The sequence below is a fragment of the Actinoplanes sp. NPDC048796 genome (assembly GCF_040650035.1).
GTDB lineage: Bacteria > Actinomycetota > Actinomycetes > Mycobacteriales > Micromonosporaceae > Actinoplanes.
Genome location: NZ_JBEZGO010000025.1, coordinates 64,791 through 82,034 on the forward strand (window position 1 = coordinate 64,791; position 17,244 = coordinate 82,034).

Annotated in this window: 13 protein-coding genes and 1 pseudogene; 8 read left to right on the forward strand and 6 right to left on the reverse strand. The window is 72.4% G+C overall.

Annotated features, from left to right (window positions below):
* The first annotated feature begins 5 nt into the window (after positions 1–5).
* The 5 genes from AB0C26_RS44795 (at position 6) to menC (ending at position 8,202) form a co-directional block, all read left to right on the forward strand.
* Positions 6–1,598: a helix-turn-helix domain-containing protein gene (locus tag AB0C26_RS44795; protein ID WP_360261022.1), complete on the forward strand. Its 1,593-nt coding sequence runs from the start codon at positions 6–8 to the stop codon at positions 1,596–1,598.
* Between the two features lie 335 nt (positions 1,599–1,933).
* Positions 1,934–5,164, forward strand: a complete 3,231-nt coding sequence (locus AB0C26_RS44800; RefSeq protein WP_360261025.1) for a serine hydrolase — start codon at positions 1,934–1,936, stop codon at positions 5,162–5,164.
* A complete protein-coding gene (locus AB0C26_RS44805) occupies positions 5,164–6,249 on the forward strand; it encodes a M20 family metallopeptidase (RefSeq protein ID WP_360261028.1) in 1,086 nt (361 codons plus the stop codon). Before AB0C26_RS44800 ends, AB0C26_RS44805 begins: the two co-directional genes overlap by 1 nt.
* Complete coding sequence (locus AB0C26_RS44810) at positions 6,242–7,099, forward strand: GNAT family N-acetyltransferase (protein WP_360261031.1); 858 nt, start codon at positions 6,242–6,244, stop codon at positions 7,097–7,099. Before AB0C26_RS44805 ends, AB0C26_RS44810 begins: the two co-directional genes overlap by 8 nt.
* A complete protein-coding gene (gene menC / locus AB0C26_RS44815; RefSeq protein ID WP_360261034.1) occupies positions 7,096–8,202 on the forward strand; it encodes an o-succinylbenzoate synthase in 1,107 nt (368 codons plus the stop codon). Before AB0C26_RS44810 ends, menC begins: the two co-directional genes overlap by 4 nt.
* Before the next feature lie 303 nt (positions 8,203–8,505).
* Here the strand turns inward: menC and AB0C26_RS44820 are convergent.
* The 4 genes and pseudogenes from AB0C26_RS44820 to AB0C26_RS44835 all read right to left on the reverse strand — a co-directional run.
* Positions 8,506–8,622: pseudogene (locus tag AB0C26_RS44820) on the reverse strand (transcriptional regulator); the annotation flags it as partial.
* A gap of 347 nt (positions 8,623–8,969) precedes the next feature.
* On the reverse strand, positions 8,970–9,632 hold the full coding sequence (locus AB0C26_RS44825) for a TrkA family potassium uptake protein (RefSeq protein ID WP_360261037.1): 663 nt from the start codon (positions 9,630–9,632) through the stop codon (positions 8,970–8,972).
* A complete protein-coding gene (locus tag AB0C26_RS44830) occupies positions 9,625–10,962 on the reverse strand; it encodes a potassium transporter TrkG (RefSeq protein ID WP_360261039.1) in 1,338 nt (445 codons plus the stop codon). The genes AB0C26_RS44825 and AB0C26_RS44830 overlap by 8 nt, the downstream gene beginning before the upstream one ends.
* A 24-nt stretch (positions 10,963–10,986) precedes the next feature.
* A complete protein-coding gene (locus tag AB0C26_RS44835) occupies positions 10,987–12,090 on the reverse strand; it encodes an LCP family protein (protein WP_360261042.1) in 1,104 nt (367 codons plus the stop codon).
* 99 nt (positions 12,091–12,189) lie between these two features.
* Between AB0C26_RS44835 and AB0C26_RS44840 the strand changes: the two genes are divergently transcribed.
* Entirely contained in the window at positions 12,190–12,852 is a 663-nt protein-coding gene (locus AB0C26_RS44840) for a response regulator transcription factor (protein WP_360261044.1), read from the forward strand.
* Entirely contained in the window at positions 12,849–14,183 is a 1,335-nt protein-coding gene (locus AB0C26_RS44845) for a HAMP domain-containing sensor histidine kinase (RefSeq protein WP_360261047.1), read from the forward strand. The genes AB0C26_RS44840 and AB0C26_RS44845 overlap by 4 nt, the downstream gene beginning before the upstream one ends.
* Here AB0C26_RS44845 and AB0C26_RS44850 read toward each other — a convergent pair.
* Positions 14,149–14,412 (reverse strand): GlsB/YeaQ/YmgE family stress response membrane protein, encoded by a 264-nt coding sequence (locus AB0C26_RS44850; protein ID WP_360261049.1) that lies wholly within the window; start codon positions 14,410–14,412, stop codon positions 14,149–14,151. The two genes, AB0C26_RS44845 and AB0C26_RS44850, sit on opposite strands and share 35 nt — an antisense overlap.
* Positions 14,413–14,526: 114 nt before the next feature.
* Here AB0C26_RS44850 and AB0C26_RS44855 point away from each other — a divergent pair, with 114 nt between their 5' ends.
* Complete coding sequence (locus AB0C26_RS44855) at positions 14,527–15,822, forward strand: hemolysin family protein (protein WP_360261052.1); 1,296 nt, start codon at positions 14,527–14,529, stop codon at positions 15,820–15,822.
* A 224-nt stretch (positions 15,823–16,046) separates the two neighbouring features.
* On the opposite strand, the gene AB0C26_RS44860 is transcribed toward AB0C26_RS44855, so the two are convergent.
* A complete protein-coding gene (locus AB0C26_RS44860; RefSeq protein ID WP_360261055.1) occupies positions 16,047–17,237 on the reverse strand; it encodes a SpoIIE family protein phosphatase in 1,191 nt (396 codons plus the stop codon).
* Between the last annotated feature and the right edge of the window lie 7 nt (positions 17,238–17,244).

Genomic DNA, 17,244 nt, shown 5'->3' on the forward strand with positions numbered 1-17,244 from the left:
CCAGCATGAGCCAGCTGCCGCGCGCCAGCCTCGGCCGGGTCCTCGACGACCTGGGCGCCACGCTGCTCGACCTGGTGCACGGCGACGCCGGCGCACCCGAGCCGATCGCCGGCATCGCCATCCACGACCCGTTCGACGAACCGCACCTGCCCACGCCGGCGCTGGTGCTCGGGGTGGGCCTGCACGCGCCGTCCGACATCGCCGCGCTGCTGCGCACGCTGGGCGGTCACGCGGCTTTGATCGTACGGGCCCCGGTCGCCGCCACCGACGAGGTCCGCGCCGCCGCCGACGAGTCCGGGGTGGCGCTGCTGGCCCTGACCCGGGGAGCGTCCTGGGCCCAGCTGGCCGCGTTGCTGCGCTCGATGCTCAGCCAGGGCGACGTGGGCGGCCCGGAAACCCTCGGCGGCCTGCCCTCGGGCGACCTGTTCGCGCTGGCCAACGCGGTGGCCGCCCTGGTCGACGCGCCGGTCACGATCGAAGACCCGGACAGCCGGGTGCTGGCCTTCTCGGGCCGCCAGGAGGAGGCCGACGAGTCCCGGGTGGAGACCATCCTGGGCCGCCAGGTGCCGGAACGTTTCGCCCGCCTGCTGACCCGCGCCGGCGTACACCGGGACCTGCACCGCAGCACCGAACCGGTGTACGTGACCCCACCCTCCAGCGGCCCCGGGGACTTCTCGGTCCCGCGAGCCGCCGTGGCCGTCCGGGCCGGCGACGAATTCCTGGGCTCGATCTGGGCCGCCGTCCGCGAGCCGCTGACCCCCGACCGCTCCCGCGCCTTCAGCGACGCGGCCAAGCTGGTGGCCCTGCACATGCTGCGCTTGCGGGCCGGCGCCGACGTCGAACGCCGCCTGCGCACCGAACTGGTGGGAACCGCGCTGGAGGGTGGCCCCGGCGCCCGGGAGTCGCTGGCCCGCCTGGGTTTGGCCGACCAGCCGTTGGTGGTGCTGGCCCTGGCCCCCGCCGCCCCCGAGACGGCCGCCGACCGGTCCGCCCTGGCCGCCGACCGCCAGCGCTTGACGGACGCGCTGGCCATGCACTTGAGCGCGGTCCACGCGGGAAGCGCCGTGGCCCTGCTGGGCGACGTGGCCTACGGCTTGCTGCCGGCGGTGACCGAGGAACGGGCGGTACGGGTGGCCACCGAGTTCCTGGACCGCGTGGGCGACCGGGTGCCGGCCCTGGTGGGAGTGAGCCCGTCCGCCCCCACGGTGGCGGTGCTGGCCGCCGCCCGGGCAAGCGCCGACCGTGCGCTGCGGGTGCTGCGCTCCGGCTGCGGCCAACGGGTGGCCCGCCTGAGCGACGTCTACACCAAGGCGATGGTCCTGGAAATGCGCGACCTGGTAGCCACCAGAGGCGACACCCCCACGGGCCCACTGGCCCGGCTGCGAGCCTACGACGCCGAACACAACGCCGACCTGGTCGAAACCTTATCCGCCTGGCTGAACGCCTTCGGCGACGCGGTGGCCGCCGCAGCCGCCCTGCATGTACACCCCAACACGTTCCGCTACCGCCTGCGCCGCCTGGCCGAGGTGGGCGACCTGGACCTCACCGACCCCGACTCCCGCTTCGGCGTCATGCTCCAGCTGCGCCTCTTCCCCTGACTGACGGGCCGAGCAGCGCCGGCGGAACAGCGGCGACGCCGTCAGACCGGCGACAGGCCCGCTCCCCGGCGTAGACGACGACGGCGTCGGCCAGGTCTTCGCCGATCCGTTCGCGCAGCCGGCGGAGATGTTTCACATCGGCCTCCTCGACGCGGTCGGCCAGCTTGACCTCGATGCCCAGGACTCTGCCGTCCGCGTGCTGGACGGACGTTCGCGGGGCCGCCTCGGTGTAGCGGACGAGATGGGCGGCTTCGTCTCGTCGTCGCGCACCATGACACCGGTGGGCCCCGGCGGGCAGGCTTCGCGCAGGGAGCCGCGAGCCTAGGGGGTAGACCGTGACACGTCGGGCGCTGATCGAGGATCTGGTGGCCGTGGAGACGCCGGAGCAGCCCGCCCTCAGTCCGGACGGGGGCCGGGTGGCCTATGTGCTGCGGGGCGCCGACCGGAAAGCGGACCGGGTCACCCGTGGCATCTGGTGTTCCGGGCGGCGGCTGACCCGGGGGCCGGCCGACACGGCGCCCGCGTGGTCGCCGGATGGGCGGTGGCTGGCGTTTCTCCGTGGTGGGGACGGGGCGGCGCAAGTGTGGCTGCTTCCCGCCGACGGTGGGGAGGCCGAGCCGGTCACCGATCTGCCGTTGGGGGCGGGGGCGCCCCGGTGGAGCCCGGACGGTACGAAGATCGCCTTTGCCGCGCCGGTGGCCATCGGCGGGGCGGGCGCGAACGCGCCTGTTGTCACCGAGCGGCTCGACTACCGGGCCGATGGGGCCGGGCTGCTGCGGGACCGGCGTAAGCATCTGTTCGTGCTCGATGTGGGGGCGCGTGACTGCCGGCAAGTGACCGAGGGGGACTGGCACGCCGGCGAGCCCGAATGGTCGCCCGACTCGACTCGGCTGGCGTTCTCCGCCGCCACCGGCAAGGACGCCGATCTGACGCTTCGTGCTCCGGTGCATGTTCTGGACGTCACCGATCCCAAGGCCCGGCCGGAGCAGGCGGGACTGGCCGACGGGTTCGCCGGGCCGGCCGTGTGGACGCCGCGGGGGGACGCGCTCATTGTCGTCGGCACCACCGGGAAACCCGTCGGGCACGCGCGGCTGCTTCATGTGCCGCTCGACGGTGGGGCGGTGCGTGATCTCGCCGCGGGCCTCGACCGGAACGTCATGGCCGGCGGGCCGGGCTATCCGGGCGCGGTTCCGCGGTTCGCCGCCGACGGGCGGACGGTGCTTTTCTGCGTACGGGACCGGGGTTGCTCCCATCTCTACGCCGTTTCCCTGGATGGCGGGGAACCCCGGCCGATCGTGGCCGGCGCCGGGCGGGTCGTCTCCGGGATGTCGGTCGTGGGTGACACCGCCGCCGTCGTTCTGGCCACACCCACCTCGTACGGGGAAATCGTCACCGTCGACGTGGTCTCGGGCACGGAGACCGTGCGTACCACGCACAACGAGACCGACGTCGAGCTGTTCCCCCGGGTCGAGCGGGAGTTCACGATCTCCGACGGCACCGTGGTGCACGGCTGGCTGATCCGGGATCCGGCGGCCACCGGGCCGCGGCCGCTGCTGCTCGACATTCACGGTGGGCCGCACAACGCCTGGAACGGGGCCGCCGACGACGTCCACCTCTACCACCAGGAACTGGCCGGGCGGGGCTGGAACGTGCTGCTGCTCAACCCCCGGGGCAGCGACGGCTACGGCGAACGGTTCTTCACCGCCGCCCTCGGCGCCTGGGGCGGGGCCGACGCCCGCGACTTCCTCGAGCCGCTCGACCAGCTCGTCGCCGACGGGACCGCCGATCCGCAACGGCTGGCCGTGGCCGGCTACAGCTACGGCGGCTACATGACCTGCTATCTCACCGCCATCGACGGGCGGTTCGCGGCCGCGGTGGCCGGCGGGGTGGTCAGCGATCTGACCAGCATGGCCGGCAGTTCGGACGACGGGCATCTGCTGGCCGCCCTCGAACTCGGCGGGCGGCCCTGGGAGGAGCCCGCGCGGTACGCCGCCATGTCGCCGCTGACCCGGGTCGCCCAGGTCACCACCCCGACCCTGATCCTGCAGGGCGACGCCGACCTGCGCTGCCCGGTCGGCCAGGCCCAGCAGTGGCACACCGCGCTGCGCGAGCGGGGCGTCCCGGCCGAGCTGGTGCTCTATCCGGGCGGTTCGCACCTGTTCATCCTCGAGGGGCCGCCGAGTCAGCGCATCGACTTCAACACCCGGATCGCCACCTGGGTACGCGGGATCCGCCGAATCGACGGCGACCACTGGCAGCGGCGGCTGGCCGTGCTGGCCGAGCGGCACGGCGTGCCGGGAGCGGTCCTCGGCATCTCCCGGGGGGACGAGCAGATCGAGGCCGCGTACGGAGTGCTCAACGTGGACACCGGGGTGGAGACCACCACCGACTCGGTGTTCCAGATCGGGTCGATCAGCAAGGTCTGGACGGCCACCCTGGTCCAGCAGCTCGTCGACGAGGGCAGGCTGGAACTGGACGCCCCGATCGTCGATGTGCTGCCCGAGCTGCCGCTGGCCGACGCCAAGCTCACCATGCGCCACCTGCTGACGCACACCAGCGGCCTCGACGGCGACGTCTTCACCGACACCGGGCGCGGCGACGACTGCCTGGAGAAGTACGTCGACGGGCTGCGCGACGTGGCCCGGAACCACCCGTTGGGCGCCACCTGGTCGTACTGCAACTCCGGTTTCGTCCTGGCCGGCCGGGTCGTCGAAAAGCTCACCGGCGGCACCTGGGACCAGGCCGTCCGCGACCGCATCGGCACGCCGCTCGGCCTGCGCCGCACCGGCACGCTGCCGGAGGAGGCGCTGCTGCACCGGGCCGCCACCGGTCACCTGCCCGGGCCTACGGTCGCTCCGGTGTGGACGCTGCCGCGGGCGCTCGGGCCGGCCGGGCTGATCACCTCGACCGCGGCCGACCTGCTGGCCTTCGCCCGGCTGCATCTGGCCGGCGGGCTGGCCCCGGACGGCACCCGGCTGATCAGCGAGGCCGGGGCCGCCGCGATGGCCGCCGAGCAGGTCGAGCTGCCCGAGAAGCACACGCTGGGCGACTCGTGGGGGCTGGGCTGGATCCGGTTCGGCTGGGACGGGCACCGGCTCATCGGGCACGACGGCAACACCATCGGCCAGTCGGCGTTCCTGCGGCTGCTGCCCGAGCAGGATCTCGCCGTCACCCTGCTGACCAACGGCGAGGGCGCCCGCGACCTCTATGAGGACCTGTTCCGCGAGATCTTCGCCGAGGTGGCCGGCCTGACGATGCCGCGACCGCTCACCCCGCCCGAGCCGCCGGTCGACGCCGACATCACACCGCACCTGGGCACCTATGAGCGGGCCAGCGCGCGGCTCGAGGTACTCCAGGGACCCCTTCTCAGGATGACCACGACGGGTCCGCTCGCCGAGCTCAGCCCCGAGCCGGTGCACGAGCTGCCGATGGTCGCGGTCGACGACGACCTGTATCTCGTGCGCCTGCCCGGGAGCGTCAACTGGATCCCGGCCTTCTTCTACCGGCTGCCGACCGGCGAGCGCTATCTGCACCTGGGCGTGCGCGCCACCCCGAAGGTGGCCTGATGCTGGCCGACATCGAAGAGCTCGTGAACTGCGAGTCGCCCTCGGACGACCGGGCCGCCGTGGCCCGCTGCGCCGGCGTCCTCGCCGGCATCGGTCACCGGCGGCTCGGCGTGTGGCCCGAGCGGATCGTCCTGGACGGCCGCACCCACCTGCGCTGGCGTTTCGGTGACGGCCCGGCCCGGGTCCTGGTGCTGGGACACCACGACACGGTCTGGCCGGTCGGGACGCTGGCGCGTCATCCGTACGAGACAAGCGGTGAGATCCTGCGTGGCCCCGGGTGTTTCGACATGAAGGCGGGCGTCGTGCAGGCCCTGCACGCGATCGCCGCGCTGCCCGAGCGGTCGGGCGTCACCCTGCTCGTCACCGGCGACGAGGAGCTGGGCTCGCCGACCTCGCGCGAGCTCATCGAGCAGGAGGCGGCCGGATGCGCGGCCGCCCTGGTGCTGGAGGGCTCGGCCGACGGAGGCGCGCTCAAGACCGAGCGCAAAGGCGTTTCCCTCTACCGGGTACGGATAACCGGCCGGGCCGCCCACGCCGGGCTCGCCCCCGAGGCCGGCGTCAACTCCACAGTGGAACTGGCCCATCAGGTGCTTGCTGTGCAAGCCCTGGCCGATCCCGCGCTCGGTACGACGGTGGTGCCGACCCGGATGACCGCGGGCACCACGACCAACACCGTCCCGGCGGCGGGGGAGTTCGCGATCGACGTCCGCTGCCGGACCACGGCCGAGCAGCTGCGCGTGGACGCGGCGCTACGGGCGCTCACGCCGGTTCTGCCGGGGGCGCGCCTCACGATCGAGGGCGGCCCCAACCGTCCGCCGTTGGCGGCCGAGGCTTCCGGCGACCTTTACGCACGGGCGGTGGCGGCGGCCGGTCGACTGGGCCTGACGCCGCCGGCGCGGGCCGCGGTCGGCGGCGCCTCGGACGGCAACTTCACCGCCGGCGTCGGGGTACCCACCCTGGACGGGCTGGGCGCGGTCGGCGGTGGCGCCCACGCGGCCGACGAGCACGTCGTCATCGCCGAACTGCCGCGCCGGGCCGCCCTGGTCGCCGCCCTGTGCCAGACGGCGCTCCGCTGCCATGAGTGACCTGCTGACTCCCGCCTCGGCCGCCGATCTGGCCGCCGGCGCCGCCGGTGTGCGCATCCGGCTGCTCACCGAACTGGCGGACCTGGACGGCGTGTACCGGCTCTTCGACGGCATCTGGCATTCCGGCGCGGCGCACGCGCCGGTCAGCCGGGAGATGCTGCGCGCCATGAGCAAAGCCGGCAACTACGTGGCCGGCGCCTACGACGGCACCGGCATGGTCGGGGCGTGCGTGGGCTTCTTCGCCGCGCCGGAACGCCGTGAGGTGCACAGCCACGTCGCCGGAGTGGTGCCGGCCGCCCGCGGCCGGGACGTGGGACGCGCCCTGAAACTGCATCAGCGGGCCTGGGCGCTCGGGCACGGCGTGACCCGGATCAGCTGGACGTTCGACCCGCTGGTCAGCCGCAACGCGTACTTCAACGTGGTCAAGCTGGGCGCCGATCCGGCCCAGTACCTGCCCGACTTCTACGGCCCGATGGGCGACGCCATCAACGGCGACGACGACACGGACCGGCTGCTGCTCCACTGGAACCTCGCGGCGCCGCACGTCGACCGGGCGGCCCGGGGCGAACGGCGGCCCGGATGCGAGGTGGGCGCGCTGCGCCGGTCGGGTGCGGTCACGGCCCTCGGCCGTACGCCGGGAAACGAGCCGGTCGAGGGGACGGCCGACGGCCGTACGGTGCTGATCGCCGTTCCCGCCGACATCGAAACGCTGCGCCGGACCGACCCGGCGTGTGCCCGCCGCTGGCGGGTCGCGGTGCGCGAGACGCTGGGGCCGCTGATCGACGACGGGGCGACGGTACGGGGTTTCGACCGCGCCGGCTGGTACGTGCTGGACAGGGAGAACCGATGAAACTCACCGGCATCGAGATGCGCCGGATCCGGATGCCCCTGGTGGCGCCGTTCCGCACGTCGTTCGGCACCGAGACCGAACGCGACGTCCTGCTCCTGCGGGCGGTCACCGACGAGGCCGAGGGATGGGGGGAGTGCGTGGCGATGAGCGACCCGCTCTACTCCAGCGAATACGTGGCGGCGGCGGCCGACGTGCTGCGCCGCTACCTGGTGCCGGCGCTGGCCGCCCAGCCGCCGGGAGCGGCCACGGCGGTCGCGCCGGCCCTGCGGAAGTTCAAAGGCCATCGGATGGCCAAGGCGGCGCTGGAGACGGCGGTGCTCGACGCCGAACTGCGCGGCTCGGGCCGCAGCTTCGCCCGGGAGCTGGGCGCGACCCGCGACCGGGTGCCGTGCGGGGTGTCGGTGGGCATCATGGACTCGATCCCGGCGCTGCTGGACGCGGTCGGCGGCTACCTCGCGCAGGGCTACGTCCGGATCAAGCTGAAGATCCAGCCCGGCTGGGACGTGGCGCCGGTCCGCGCGGTCCGCGAACGCTTCGGCGACGACGTGCTGCTCCAGGTCGACGCCAACACGGCGTACACCGTGGGGGACGCCCCGTTGCTGGCGGCCCTCGACCCGTTCGGCCTCCTGCTCATCGAGCAGCCGCTCGACGAGGAGGACGTGCTCGGCCACGCGGAGCTGTCCCGGCGGCTGAGGACACCGATCTGCCTGGACGAGTCGATCGTGTCGGCCCGCGCGGCGGCCGACGCCATCCGGTTGGGCGCGTGCGCCATCGTCAACGTCAAGCCGGGCCGGGTCGGCGGATACTTGGAGGCCCGCCGCATCCACGACGTCTGCGCGGCCAACGGCGTCCCGGTCTGGTGCGGCGGCATGCTCGAGACCGGCCTGGGCCGGGCCGCGAACGTCGCGCTGGCCGCCCTGCCCGGCTTCACCCTGCCGGGCGACACTTCGGCTTCGGACCGCTATTTCCGTACGGACGTGACGCCCCCCTTCATCCTGGACAACGGCCACCTGCCGGTACCGACCGGCCCCGGCCTCGGCGTCGAGCCCCTGCCCGACGTCCTCACCGAGATCACCACAAACTCGGAGTGGCTGCCGTTGTAGGTCGTCACCCAGCTGGTGGTCGGGTGCCGCGCGGGCCGGCCCGCCGGGCGGTATCGGCAGCATCGGTGCGGTGCGGTCGATGGCCTGGATCTACCGCCCGTTCGGGTGGGTCGAGATACAGTCCGACGACTCTAGTGTCCGAGCGATCACCTGCTCGACCTGGTCGTCGGTGACCGTCCGCGGCCGGCCCGGCCGCGGCTCGTCGAGCAAGCCGTCCGCAGGAGGCGTCTGCCGACGGGTGAACCGGGCGGCCAGGTGGGCGAAGGCCTCGGCCAGGTCGGGCGGGCCGATCACCTCGAAGTCGGCGTCGAAGCGGGCGATCGTGGCGGCCAGGGCCGGCCACGACCAGGAGCCCGTGGTGAGGCGGCAGCGGCCGGGGCCGGCCTCCTCGACGACGCCGTCGCGGGTGTGAAGGGCCACCGTGGCGGCCGGCAGGTCGAGGACGAGCCGGCAGGACTTGCCAGATCGTCGTCAGGGCCCGGCCCGCCGCGTCGGCCAGGGCGTCGTCCGAGGTGGTGGCGGCGACCTGGAGGGCGACGGTGAGGGCGACCGCCTGCTCGTCGTCGAACAGCAGCGGCGGCAGTTCGGTGCCGGCGCGCAGCCGGTAGCCGCCGGCGAGACCCCGACGAGGTCGGCGGCCTGTGGGACCGGCTCGCCGACGGTGCCGTCATCGTCGAGAAGTACGGGCCGTCCCCGTTCAGCCCGGGCTTCGGCATGCTCACCGACCGCTTCGGGGTGACCTGGATCCTCCAGGTGCGAAACGGGCGCTAGGTGTCGGCCGTGAAGCGCTGAACCTCCTCGAGCGGGCCGGCCACGATCAGCTCGGCGCCGTCGGGGACGACGGCGCCGGGTTCGGCGTACAGAAGCTCGGCGCCGTGGGTCTTGAAGCCGATCACCGTGACCCCGTACTTCGAGCGCAGGCCCAGCTCGGCCAGGGTGCGCCCGGCGGCGTCGCGGGGGATCCGGGTGCGGGCGACCGCGAAGCCGTCGTCGAACTCGATGACGTCGAGCATCCGGCCGGCGATCAGGTGGGCCACCCGGTCGCCCATCGTGGCCTCGGGGTAGATGACGTGGTGGGCGCCGACCGAGCGGAGGATCTTGCCGTGTTTGACCGAGACCGCCTTGGCCCAGATGTCGCCCAGGCCCAGCTCGCTGAGCGTCAGCACGGTCAGCACGCTGGCCTCGATGTCGCTGCCGATGCCGACCACGGCGCGGGTGAACTCCTTGATGCCGACCTGCTCCATCGCGTCGCCGTCGGTCGAGTCGGCCTGCACGACATGGGTGAGCTGGTCGGACCACTGCTGGACGAGCTCGGCGTCCTCGTCGACGCCGAGCACCTCGTGGCCGAGCTTGAGCAGGGACTCGGCCACCTGGCCGCCGAACCGGCCCAGGCCGATCACGACGACGTTCTCCACCTGGTTGTCAGCCAACGATCGGTCGCTCCTCCGGGTATCGGTACTTGCGGTGGCGGGTGTTGAGGGCCAGCGCCGAGGCGACGGCGATCGTGCCGACACGGCCGACGAACATCATCACACTGAGGATCAGCTGGCGCGCCGGTGACAGCTCGGCGGTCAGGCCGTTCGTCAGCCCGGCCGTGCTGAAGGCCGACATGACCTCGAACAGCGCCCGGTCGAAGGACACCCCGCCGGTCACCGCGAGCAGGGTCAGCGTGCCGACGGCCACCGTGGCCACCCCGAGCAGGGCGACCGCGGTGGCCTGACGCTGGGTCGCCTCGGCGATGCGGCGGCGGCCGATCACCACGTCGCGTTCGCCGCGGACCTCGGTCCAGATGACGTACCCGAGCAGGAAGAACGTCGTCACCTTGATGCCGCCGGCGGTGCTGGCGCTGCCACCGCCGATGAACATCAGGCCGACCACGATGGCCGAGGTGTCCTCGTTCATGGCGCCGTAGTCGACCGTGTTGAAGCCGCCGGAGCGGGGGATGGTGCCCTGGACGAAGGCGGCCAGGATCTTGCCGGGCACCCCGAGTGGTCCCAGCGTGCCCGGGTTGCGCCACTCGAGGGCCAGGATCGCGGCGAAACCCACCGCCAGCAGCACCAGCGAGCCCCACACGGTCAGCCGGGTGTGCGTCGACCAGGCGGCCGGGCCGCGCCGCTGGCGGCCGATCTCGTACAGCACCGGCACGCCGATGCCACCGGCGATGACGCCCAGGGTCAGCGGGACGCACATCCACCAGTCGCCGGCGAAACCGGTCAGCCCGTCGCTGCGCAGCGAGAAGCCGCAGTTGTTGAAGGCCTGCACGGCGTTGAAGGCGCCCTCGGCCAGGGCCGGCCCGAACGCCACGTCGTAGGTGAGCCAGAGCCGGGCCGTGACGATGCCGGCGATCACGGTCTCGCAGGCGAACATCACCGCCGCGGCCAGGATCAGCACCCGCCGGAAGTCGCCGTGGGCCAGCCCGGTGCTGGTCTCGACGCCGGCCATCATCCGGCCGCGCAGCCCCAGCCGCTGCGACACGAGCAGGCCGAGCAGGGTCGCGCCGGTGGTGATGCCGAAGCCGCCGGTCTGGGTCAGCAGGGCGATCAGCACGTGGCCGAAGCCGGACCAGTACGTGGCGGTGTCGACCGTCGACATGCCCGACGTGGTGATGGCCGAGGTCGAGGTGAACAGCGCGGTCAGCAACGGCGCCGAGCCGTCGCCGGCCCGCGAGACGGGAAGCATCAGCAGCACGGCTCCGGCCGCGATCGCGGCCACGAAGGCCAGCGACACGGTCCGCGCCGGGTGGGGGCGGGCCGGGCGCATCAGAGATTTATACCGTACGGCCGGTCAGGCCCCGTCGGAGATCAGCATCTCGGGGTGGCGGAGCAGGAACTCGGGCAGCCGGTCGGCCGACGTGGCCGCGAACAGGCCGCGGGTGTCCTCGGTGACACCCTCGCCACCGCCGGCGCCGGTGGCGAACGTGCCGCCGTTGGTCTTGATCGGGATCAGGTCACCGGCGGCCAGCCCTTTGAGGCCGAAGATGAAGGTCTCCACGGGTACGCCGTGAGTGTCCATCCGCAGCGACCTGCCCGCCGCGGCCAGGACCTTGGAGACCTTGGCCGGGTTGCCCATGATGCCGGCGCTGCCGGCCTTGCGCGCCATGGCGCGCAGCAGTTGCTGCTGGTGGCGCTGCCGGTCGTAGTCGCCGTTGGCCGAGTGGCGCAGCCGGGAGAACTCCAGCGCCTCCCACGGCTTCATGTCGCGGCACCCCTTGCGGAACCACAGGGCGTTTTTCGGCGGGGTCTTGGGGTCGGCGCCGTGCGCGTACTCGACCTTGCCGTTGTTCACCACGTAGTGGCTGGACCACATGTCCTTGTCGACGCAGAGGTGCACGCCGCCCATGGCCTCGATGATGCCGCGGAAGCCGTCGAAGTCGATCACCGTGACGCCGTCGAACTCGATGCCGGTCAGCTCGTGCACCGCGCTCGTAGCCAGCTTGGCGCCGCCCTGCCAGCCACCGCCGTTCGCCGACCCGTACGCGTAAGCGGCGTTGATCTTGGTGGTGGCGCCGCCGAAGCCCCGCGACTCGTCGGCCGGGATCTTCGCGACCATGTCACGCGGGACCGAGATCATGTACGCCCGGTCGTGCGACGCGGTGATGTGCAGGATCAGGATCGTGTCCGAGCGCGAGGCCTTGCCCTCCTCCTCCCAGCCGGCCCGGGAGTCGAGCCCGAGCAGGAGCAGGTTCATCGCGCCGGCCGGCAACTCGCCGGACGTGGCCGCGGTGTTTCCCAGGCCGGCGGAATCGAGCACGCTGGACGTGGTCTGAATGTTCGACGTGAGCTGGTTCAGGAAGTATTTCACCGCGACGAGACCGCCGCCCCCGGTCAACGCCAGCACGATGCCGAAAGCGGTCGTCAGTTTGGCCCATAAAGGTGATTTCCTGCGCACGGCGTTCATGATCGGCGGCAATTCTGGGAATAAGTGAAGGACATTTAAAGGGAACAGTAAGTTTTCCGCCAGGGACCGCGGCGTGATAATCATTGGTGCATGCGGGTGCTACTGGTCGAGGACGACGACTCGATCGCGATTCCCCTGGTGCAGGGTCTGGCCCGCTTCGGCATCGAGGCCGAGCACGTGGCCACCGGCTCGGCCGCGCTGGCCGCGCCGCCGGCCGACCTGGTGCTGCTCGACCTGGGCCTGCCCGACATCGACGGCGTCGACGTGTGCTGGGCGCTGAGCCGGTCCCAGGGCGTGCCGATCATCATGCTGACCGCCCGCCGCGCCGAGGCCGACCTGGTCCGGGGCCTGGAGGGCGGCGCCGACGACTACCTGTCCAAGCCGTTCAGCCTGCGCGAGCTGGTGGCCCGGATCCGGGCCGTCGACCGGCGGTCCCGGGCCACCCGGGCCCAGCCGGCCGAGCCCGACACGCGCGTGCTCGGGTCGCTGGTCATCGACCGTACGACCCGGGAGGTGACCGTGGACGGCAAGCCGGTGGCCCTCGCCCCCAAGGAGTTCGACCTGCTGGAGATGCTGGCGGCCAAGCCCGGCACGATGATCCTGCGGCAGAAGCTGCTCGAAGGGATCTGGGCCACGGCCGACGCGCGCAGCAAGACCCTCGACTTCCACATCGCGGCCCTGCGCCGCAAGCTCGGCGACCCGTCCTGGATCGAGACCCGGCGCGGCGTCGGCTTCCGGCTCGTCGTCCCGTGACCCGGCGCCTGGTCGTCACGTACCTGTCGCTGGTCCTGGCCGTCCTGACCGGCCTGGCCGTGCCGCTCGGCTACCTCTACCAGCGCAGCGAGCGGGACCAGACGTTCCGGCAGCTGGAGCGCGAGGCCGAGATCGTCGCCGCCTACGTCGACGCCGAGCTCGGCGAGGACGACGGCGACCAGGTCGAGGACATCGCCTCGGCCGTGGCCCGCCGCTGGAACGGGCGGATCGCGGTCTTCGACGCCGCCGGCCGGCTGACGTACAGCACGGTGCCCGGAGCCGGCGCCGTGCCCGAGGGGATCCACCACGGTTTCGCCCAGGTCGACGGCGTACGGGTGATGGCCGTCTCGGTGTCCCTGCCCGCCTCGAGCTCGGTGCGCCTGACCGTCCCCACGGCCGCCGCCGACGAGCAGGTGCGTCGGGTCTGGGCCCTGCTCGCGGCCGCCTGCCTGCTCGTGCTGGCCGTCGGCGCCGCGATCGCCCTGGCCCTGGCCCGCTGGATCGTCCGCCCGGTGAAGGCCCTCGAGGAGGCCACGCGCCAGCTGGCCGACGACACCGGGCCCACGCCGGTACGGATCACCGGGGGACCGCCGGAGCTGCGACGGCTCGCCGCCACGTTCAACCGGACCGCGCAGCGCCTGCACAGCGTGCTGTCGGCCCGGGGCGCGTTCGCCGACCACGCCTCACACCAGCTCAAGGGTCCCCTGGCCGCCCTGCGGCTGCGCCTGGAGAACCTGGAACCGGATGTCGGGCCGGCCGGGACGGAGAGCCTGGAGGCCGCGCTCAACGAGACCGAGCGCCTGGACAAGCTGGTGAACACGCTGCTCGACCTCACCCTGATCGATCGGCGGGACGAGGCGCCGGAGGCGGTCGACGTGGCCGCCGAGGTGACCGAACGGGCCGGGATCTGGCAGCCCCTCGCGGCCGAACGCGGAATCACCCTGCGCGCCGACGTCGAGGGGCCGCTGCCGGCGACGGCGATGCCGGGGGCGATCGAGCAGATCCTGGACAACCTGGTCTCGAACGCGCTGAACGCCGCCCCGGACGGCAGCGTCATCACGCTGGCCGCGGCCGGAACGGCGCCCGATCGGGTCGAGGTGCACGTCATCGACGCCGGCCCCGGGCTCCCCGCCGACCAGCGGGAGAAGGCCCTGGAGCCGTTCTGGCGCGCGCCCGGCGCGCCTCGCGGGGGCACCGGCCTCGGCCTCGCGCTGGTGTCGAAGCTGGCCCGGGCCGGTGGCGGCGGCGTCCGGCTGGACGCCGCCACTCCCACGGGGATGGATGCCGTCGTGTGGTTCAGCGCCGCCCGCGCAGGCCGGCCACCAGGCTGACGCCGACCGCGGCCAGCACGACCTGGATGATCAGCTCGATCCAGTCGATGCCGCGGGTGTCGTCCACGCCGATGGCGGCGGCGATGAACGTGCCGATGATGGCGGCGATGATGCCGATCACGATCGTCAGCCAGATCGGAATGTTCTGCTTGCCGGGCACCACCAGCCGTCCCAGCGCGCCGACGATGAGGCCGATGATGACGGCGGTGATGATTCCGGAGATTTCCACGGTCGCTCCTTGCTCGGGGGTGTCGATCGCCAATTACCATCGGCGACCATTACCGAAACATCGGCTACAGTCGGAACCCCTGTTAATTCGAAATGGCAAAGGAGTGAGCCCTGGATGGGCGGCTACGGGTGGCAAATCATCCTCGTGGTGATTCTGGTTCTGCTGAACGCGGCGTTCTCGGGCAGTGAGATGGCCCTCATCTCCTTGCGCGACAGCCAGTTGCAGCGCCTCGAACGGCAGTCGCGCACCGGGGCGACGCTGGCCAAGCTGGCCCGCGACCCCAACCGGTTCCTGGCCACCATTCAGATCGGCATCACGCTGGCCGGCTTCCTGGCCTCGGCGTCGGCCGCGGTGTCGCTGGCCAAGCCGCTGACCGGCCCGCTGAGTTTCCTGGGCGGCGCCGCCGAGCCGGTCTCGATCGTGCTGGTCACCATCGTGCTGACCTTCTTCACGCTGGTGGTGGGCGAACTCGCCCCGAAGCGGATCGCGATGCAGCGGGCCGAGGGCTGGGCGCTGATGGTGGCCCGCCCGCTCGACACGCTCTCGGCCCTCTCCCGCCCCGTGGTGTGGCTGCTGGGCAAGTCAACCGATCTGCTGGTACGGGCGACCGGCAACGACCCGAACGCCGCCCGGGAGGAGGTCACCACCGAGGAGATCCGCGACCTGGTGACCCAGCAGCAGGAGTTCACCCCCGAGCAGCGGACCATCATCAGCGGCGCCTTCGAGATCGCCGACCGGGTGCTGCGCGAGATCCTGGTGCCCCGCCGCGACGTGCTGGTGGTCCCGGCCGAGACGCCCGCCCGCGAGGCTCTGGCCCGGCTGGCGGCCGGCGGCCACTCGCGGGCCCCGGTGACCGGCCCGATGGGCCTCGACGACGTCCTGGGCGTGGTGCATCTGCGTGACCTGATCGACGCGACCGGCCCGGTGCGCGACCACATGTTCGACGCCCAGTTCCTGCCCGAGAGCCTGAAGGTCTCGGACGCGATGATGCAGATGCGCGGCCGCCGCCAGCAGTTGGCCCTGGTGGTGGACGAGCGCGGAGCCATCGACGGCATCGTGACGATGGAGGACCTGGTCGAGGAGGTCGTGGGTGAGATCTACGACGAGACCGACCGTGACGTGCAGTCGGTGGTCCGCGAGCCGGACGGCGCCATGCTGCTGCCCGGCACGTTCCCGATCCACGACCTGCCCGACATCGGCGTGGACACCGAGAAGCTGACCGACAACGACTACACGACAGTCGCCGGCCTGGTCCTGGCCCAGCTGGGCCACATTCCCACGGCCCCCGGCGAGATCGTCACCGTCGACGGCCACACCGCCGAGGTGACCCAGATCGCCGGGCGAGCCATCACCCAGATCCGCCTACGCCCGATCCACGCCGCCGAACCCGAGCCCGAACCGGCATCCTAAGTGCCGCTCCCGCTTCGCGCGGACAAATCGGAAATTTCTGATCTGATGGCCGGGCGGAATGGCCGATTCGCCCGTGGGGGCGGATCTTGGTTGGGGTGGATCGGGACATGTGGCTCTGCCGCTGGGGGTGGGGGCGCCGGAATACTGATCACAGCGCACGGATGCCGGCGCCGAATCCTTTTGGACGAGGGTTTGACCACGGCGCCGGCATCCGGGCGTCCACCTTACCCAGGGTCTTTGTCGTGGCGGCGCCATTGCAGCATGGCCGCCGTGGCGTCGTCGCGGAGCTCGCCGTCCTCGTACGACACGATGGTCTGAATCAAGCGGCGCATCGTCTCGGGCGCCGGTCGGCCCTCGCCCAGCGCCTCCAGCATGAACTCGCCGAGGCGTTCGACGCCGAACAGGGCGCCCGACGCGTCCCGCGCCTCGGTGATCCCGTCGGTGTAGAAGACCAGCGCGTCGCCCGGGTGCAGCTGCTCCTCGACGACCTCGGGCGGGCGGCCCAGCATGTGGCCGAGGCCCAGCGGCAGCGTGTTCGGGGTGGGTAGCTGCGGCAGCGTACGGCCGTCGCGCAGGAAGATCTCCGCGGGGTGACCGGCGCTGATCCGGCGGTAGGTGCCGGTCGGTATGTCCAGCTCGGACAGCAGGGCCGTGACGAACGCGCCCGGGTACTGCGCGTGCACCCACTTGTCGATCGAGCGGCAGGTGTCGATCAGGGAGAGCCCGGACCGGCGGGCGTTGCGGTACGTGTTCAGGGTCAGCGTCGTGAGCGCGCTCGCGCTGATCCCGTGCCCGACCGTGTCGAAGAGCGCCACGTGCAGCAGGTCGCCGTTGGCCGCGTAGTCGAACGCGTCGCCGCCCACCTCGTAGCAGGGTTCGAGCACGGCCGTGACCATCGTGCCGTCGACCGCGAACGTCAACGGCGGCAGCTGGTTCCAGATGATCTCGGCCGGCAGTTGCATGGGCAGCCGGCGGCGGGTGTGCTCGACCGCGTCGCCGTAGAAGCGCCGGCTGGCGATCAGCTCGGCCACCAGCGCCGCGATCACCTCGAGGTCGTGCCGGGTGGACGCCGGGGGATAGGCCTTGACCTGGAATTCGAGTACGCCGAGCCGTTCGGCGCCGTGCAGCAGCGGCAGCCACAGCTTGCCGCCGTCGTCGGTTTCGAGCCACTGCGGCTCGGCGGTCGTGAAGGCCCGCCCGGCGGCCGTGTCCTCCACCGGCTGGGTGGTGGCCGTGCCGGGCGCCGTCCCGCGCAGCGGATGCAGCGCCACCTGCCCGTAGTCGACCAGCAGCACGCCGGCCGCCTCGGCGCCGAGCAGGGGCGCGGCCTCGGCCAGCACCGCCGGAAGGTCCTCGGCCCGCCCGCGGTGCCGCAGATCCATGAGCCGGCGTACGGCCTCCATCGACGAGAGCATCGTCCAC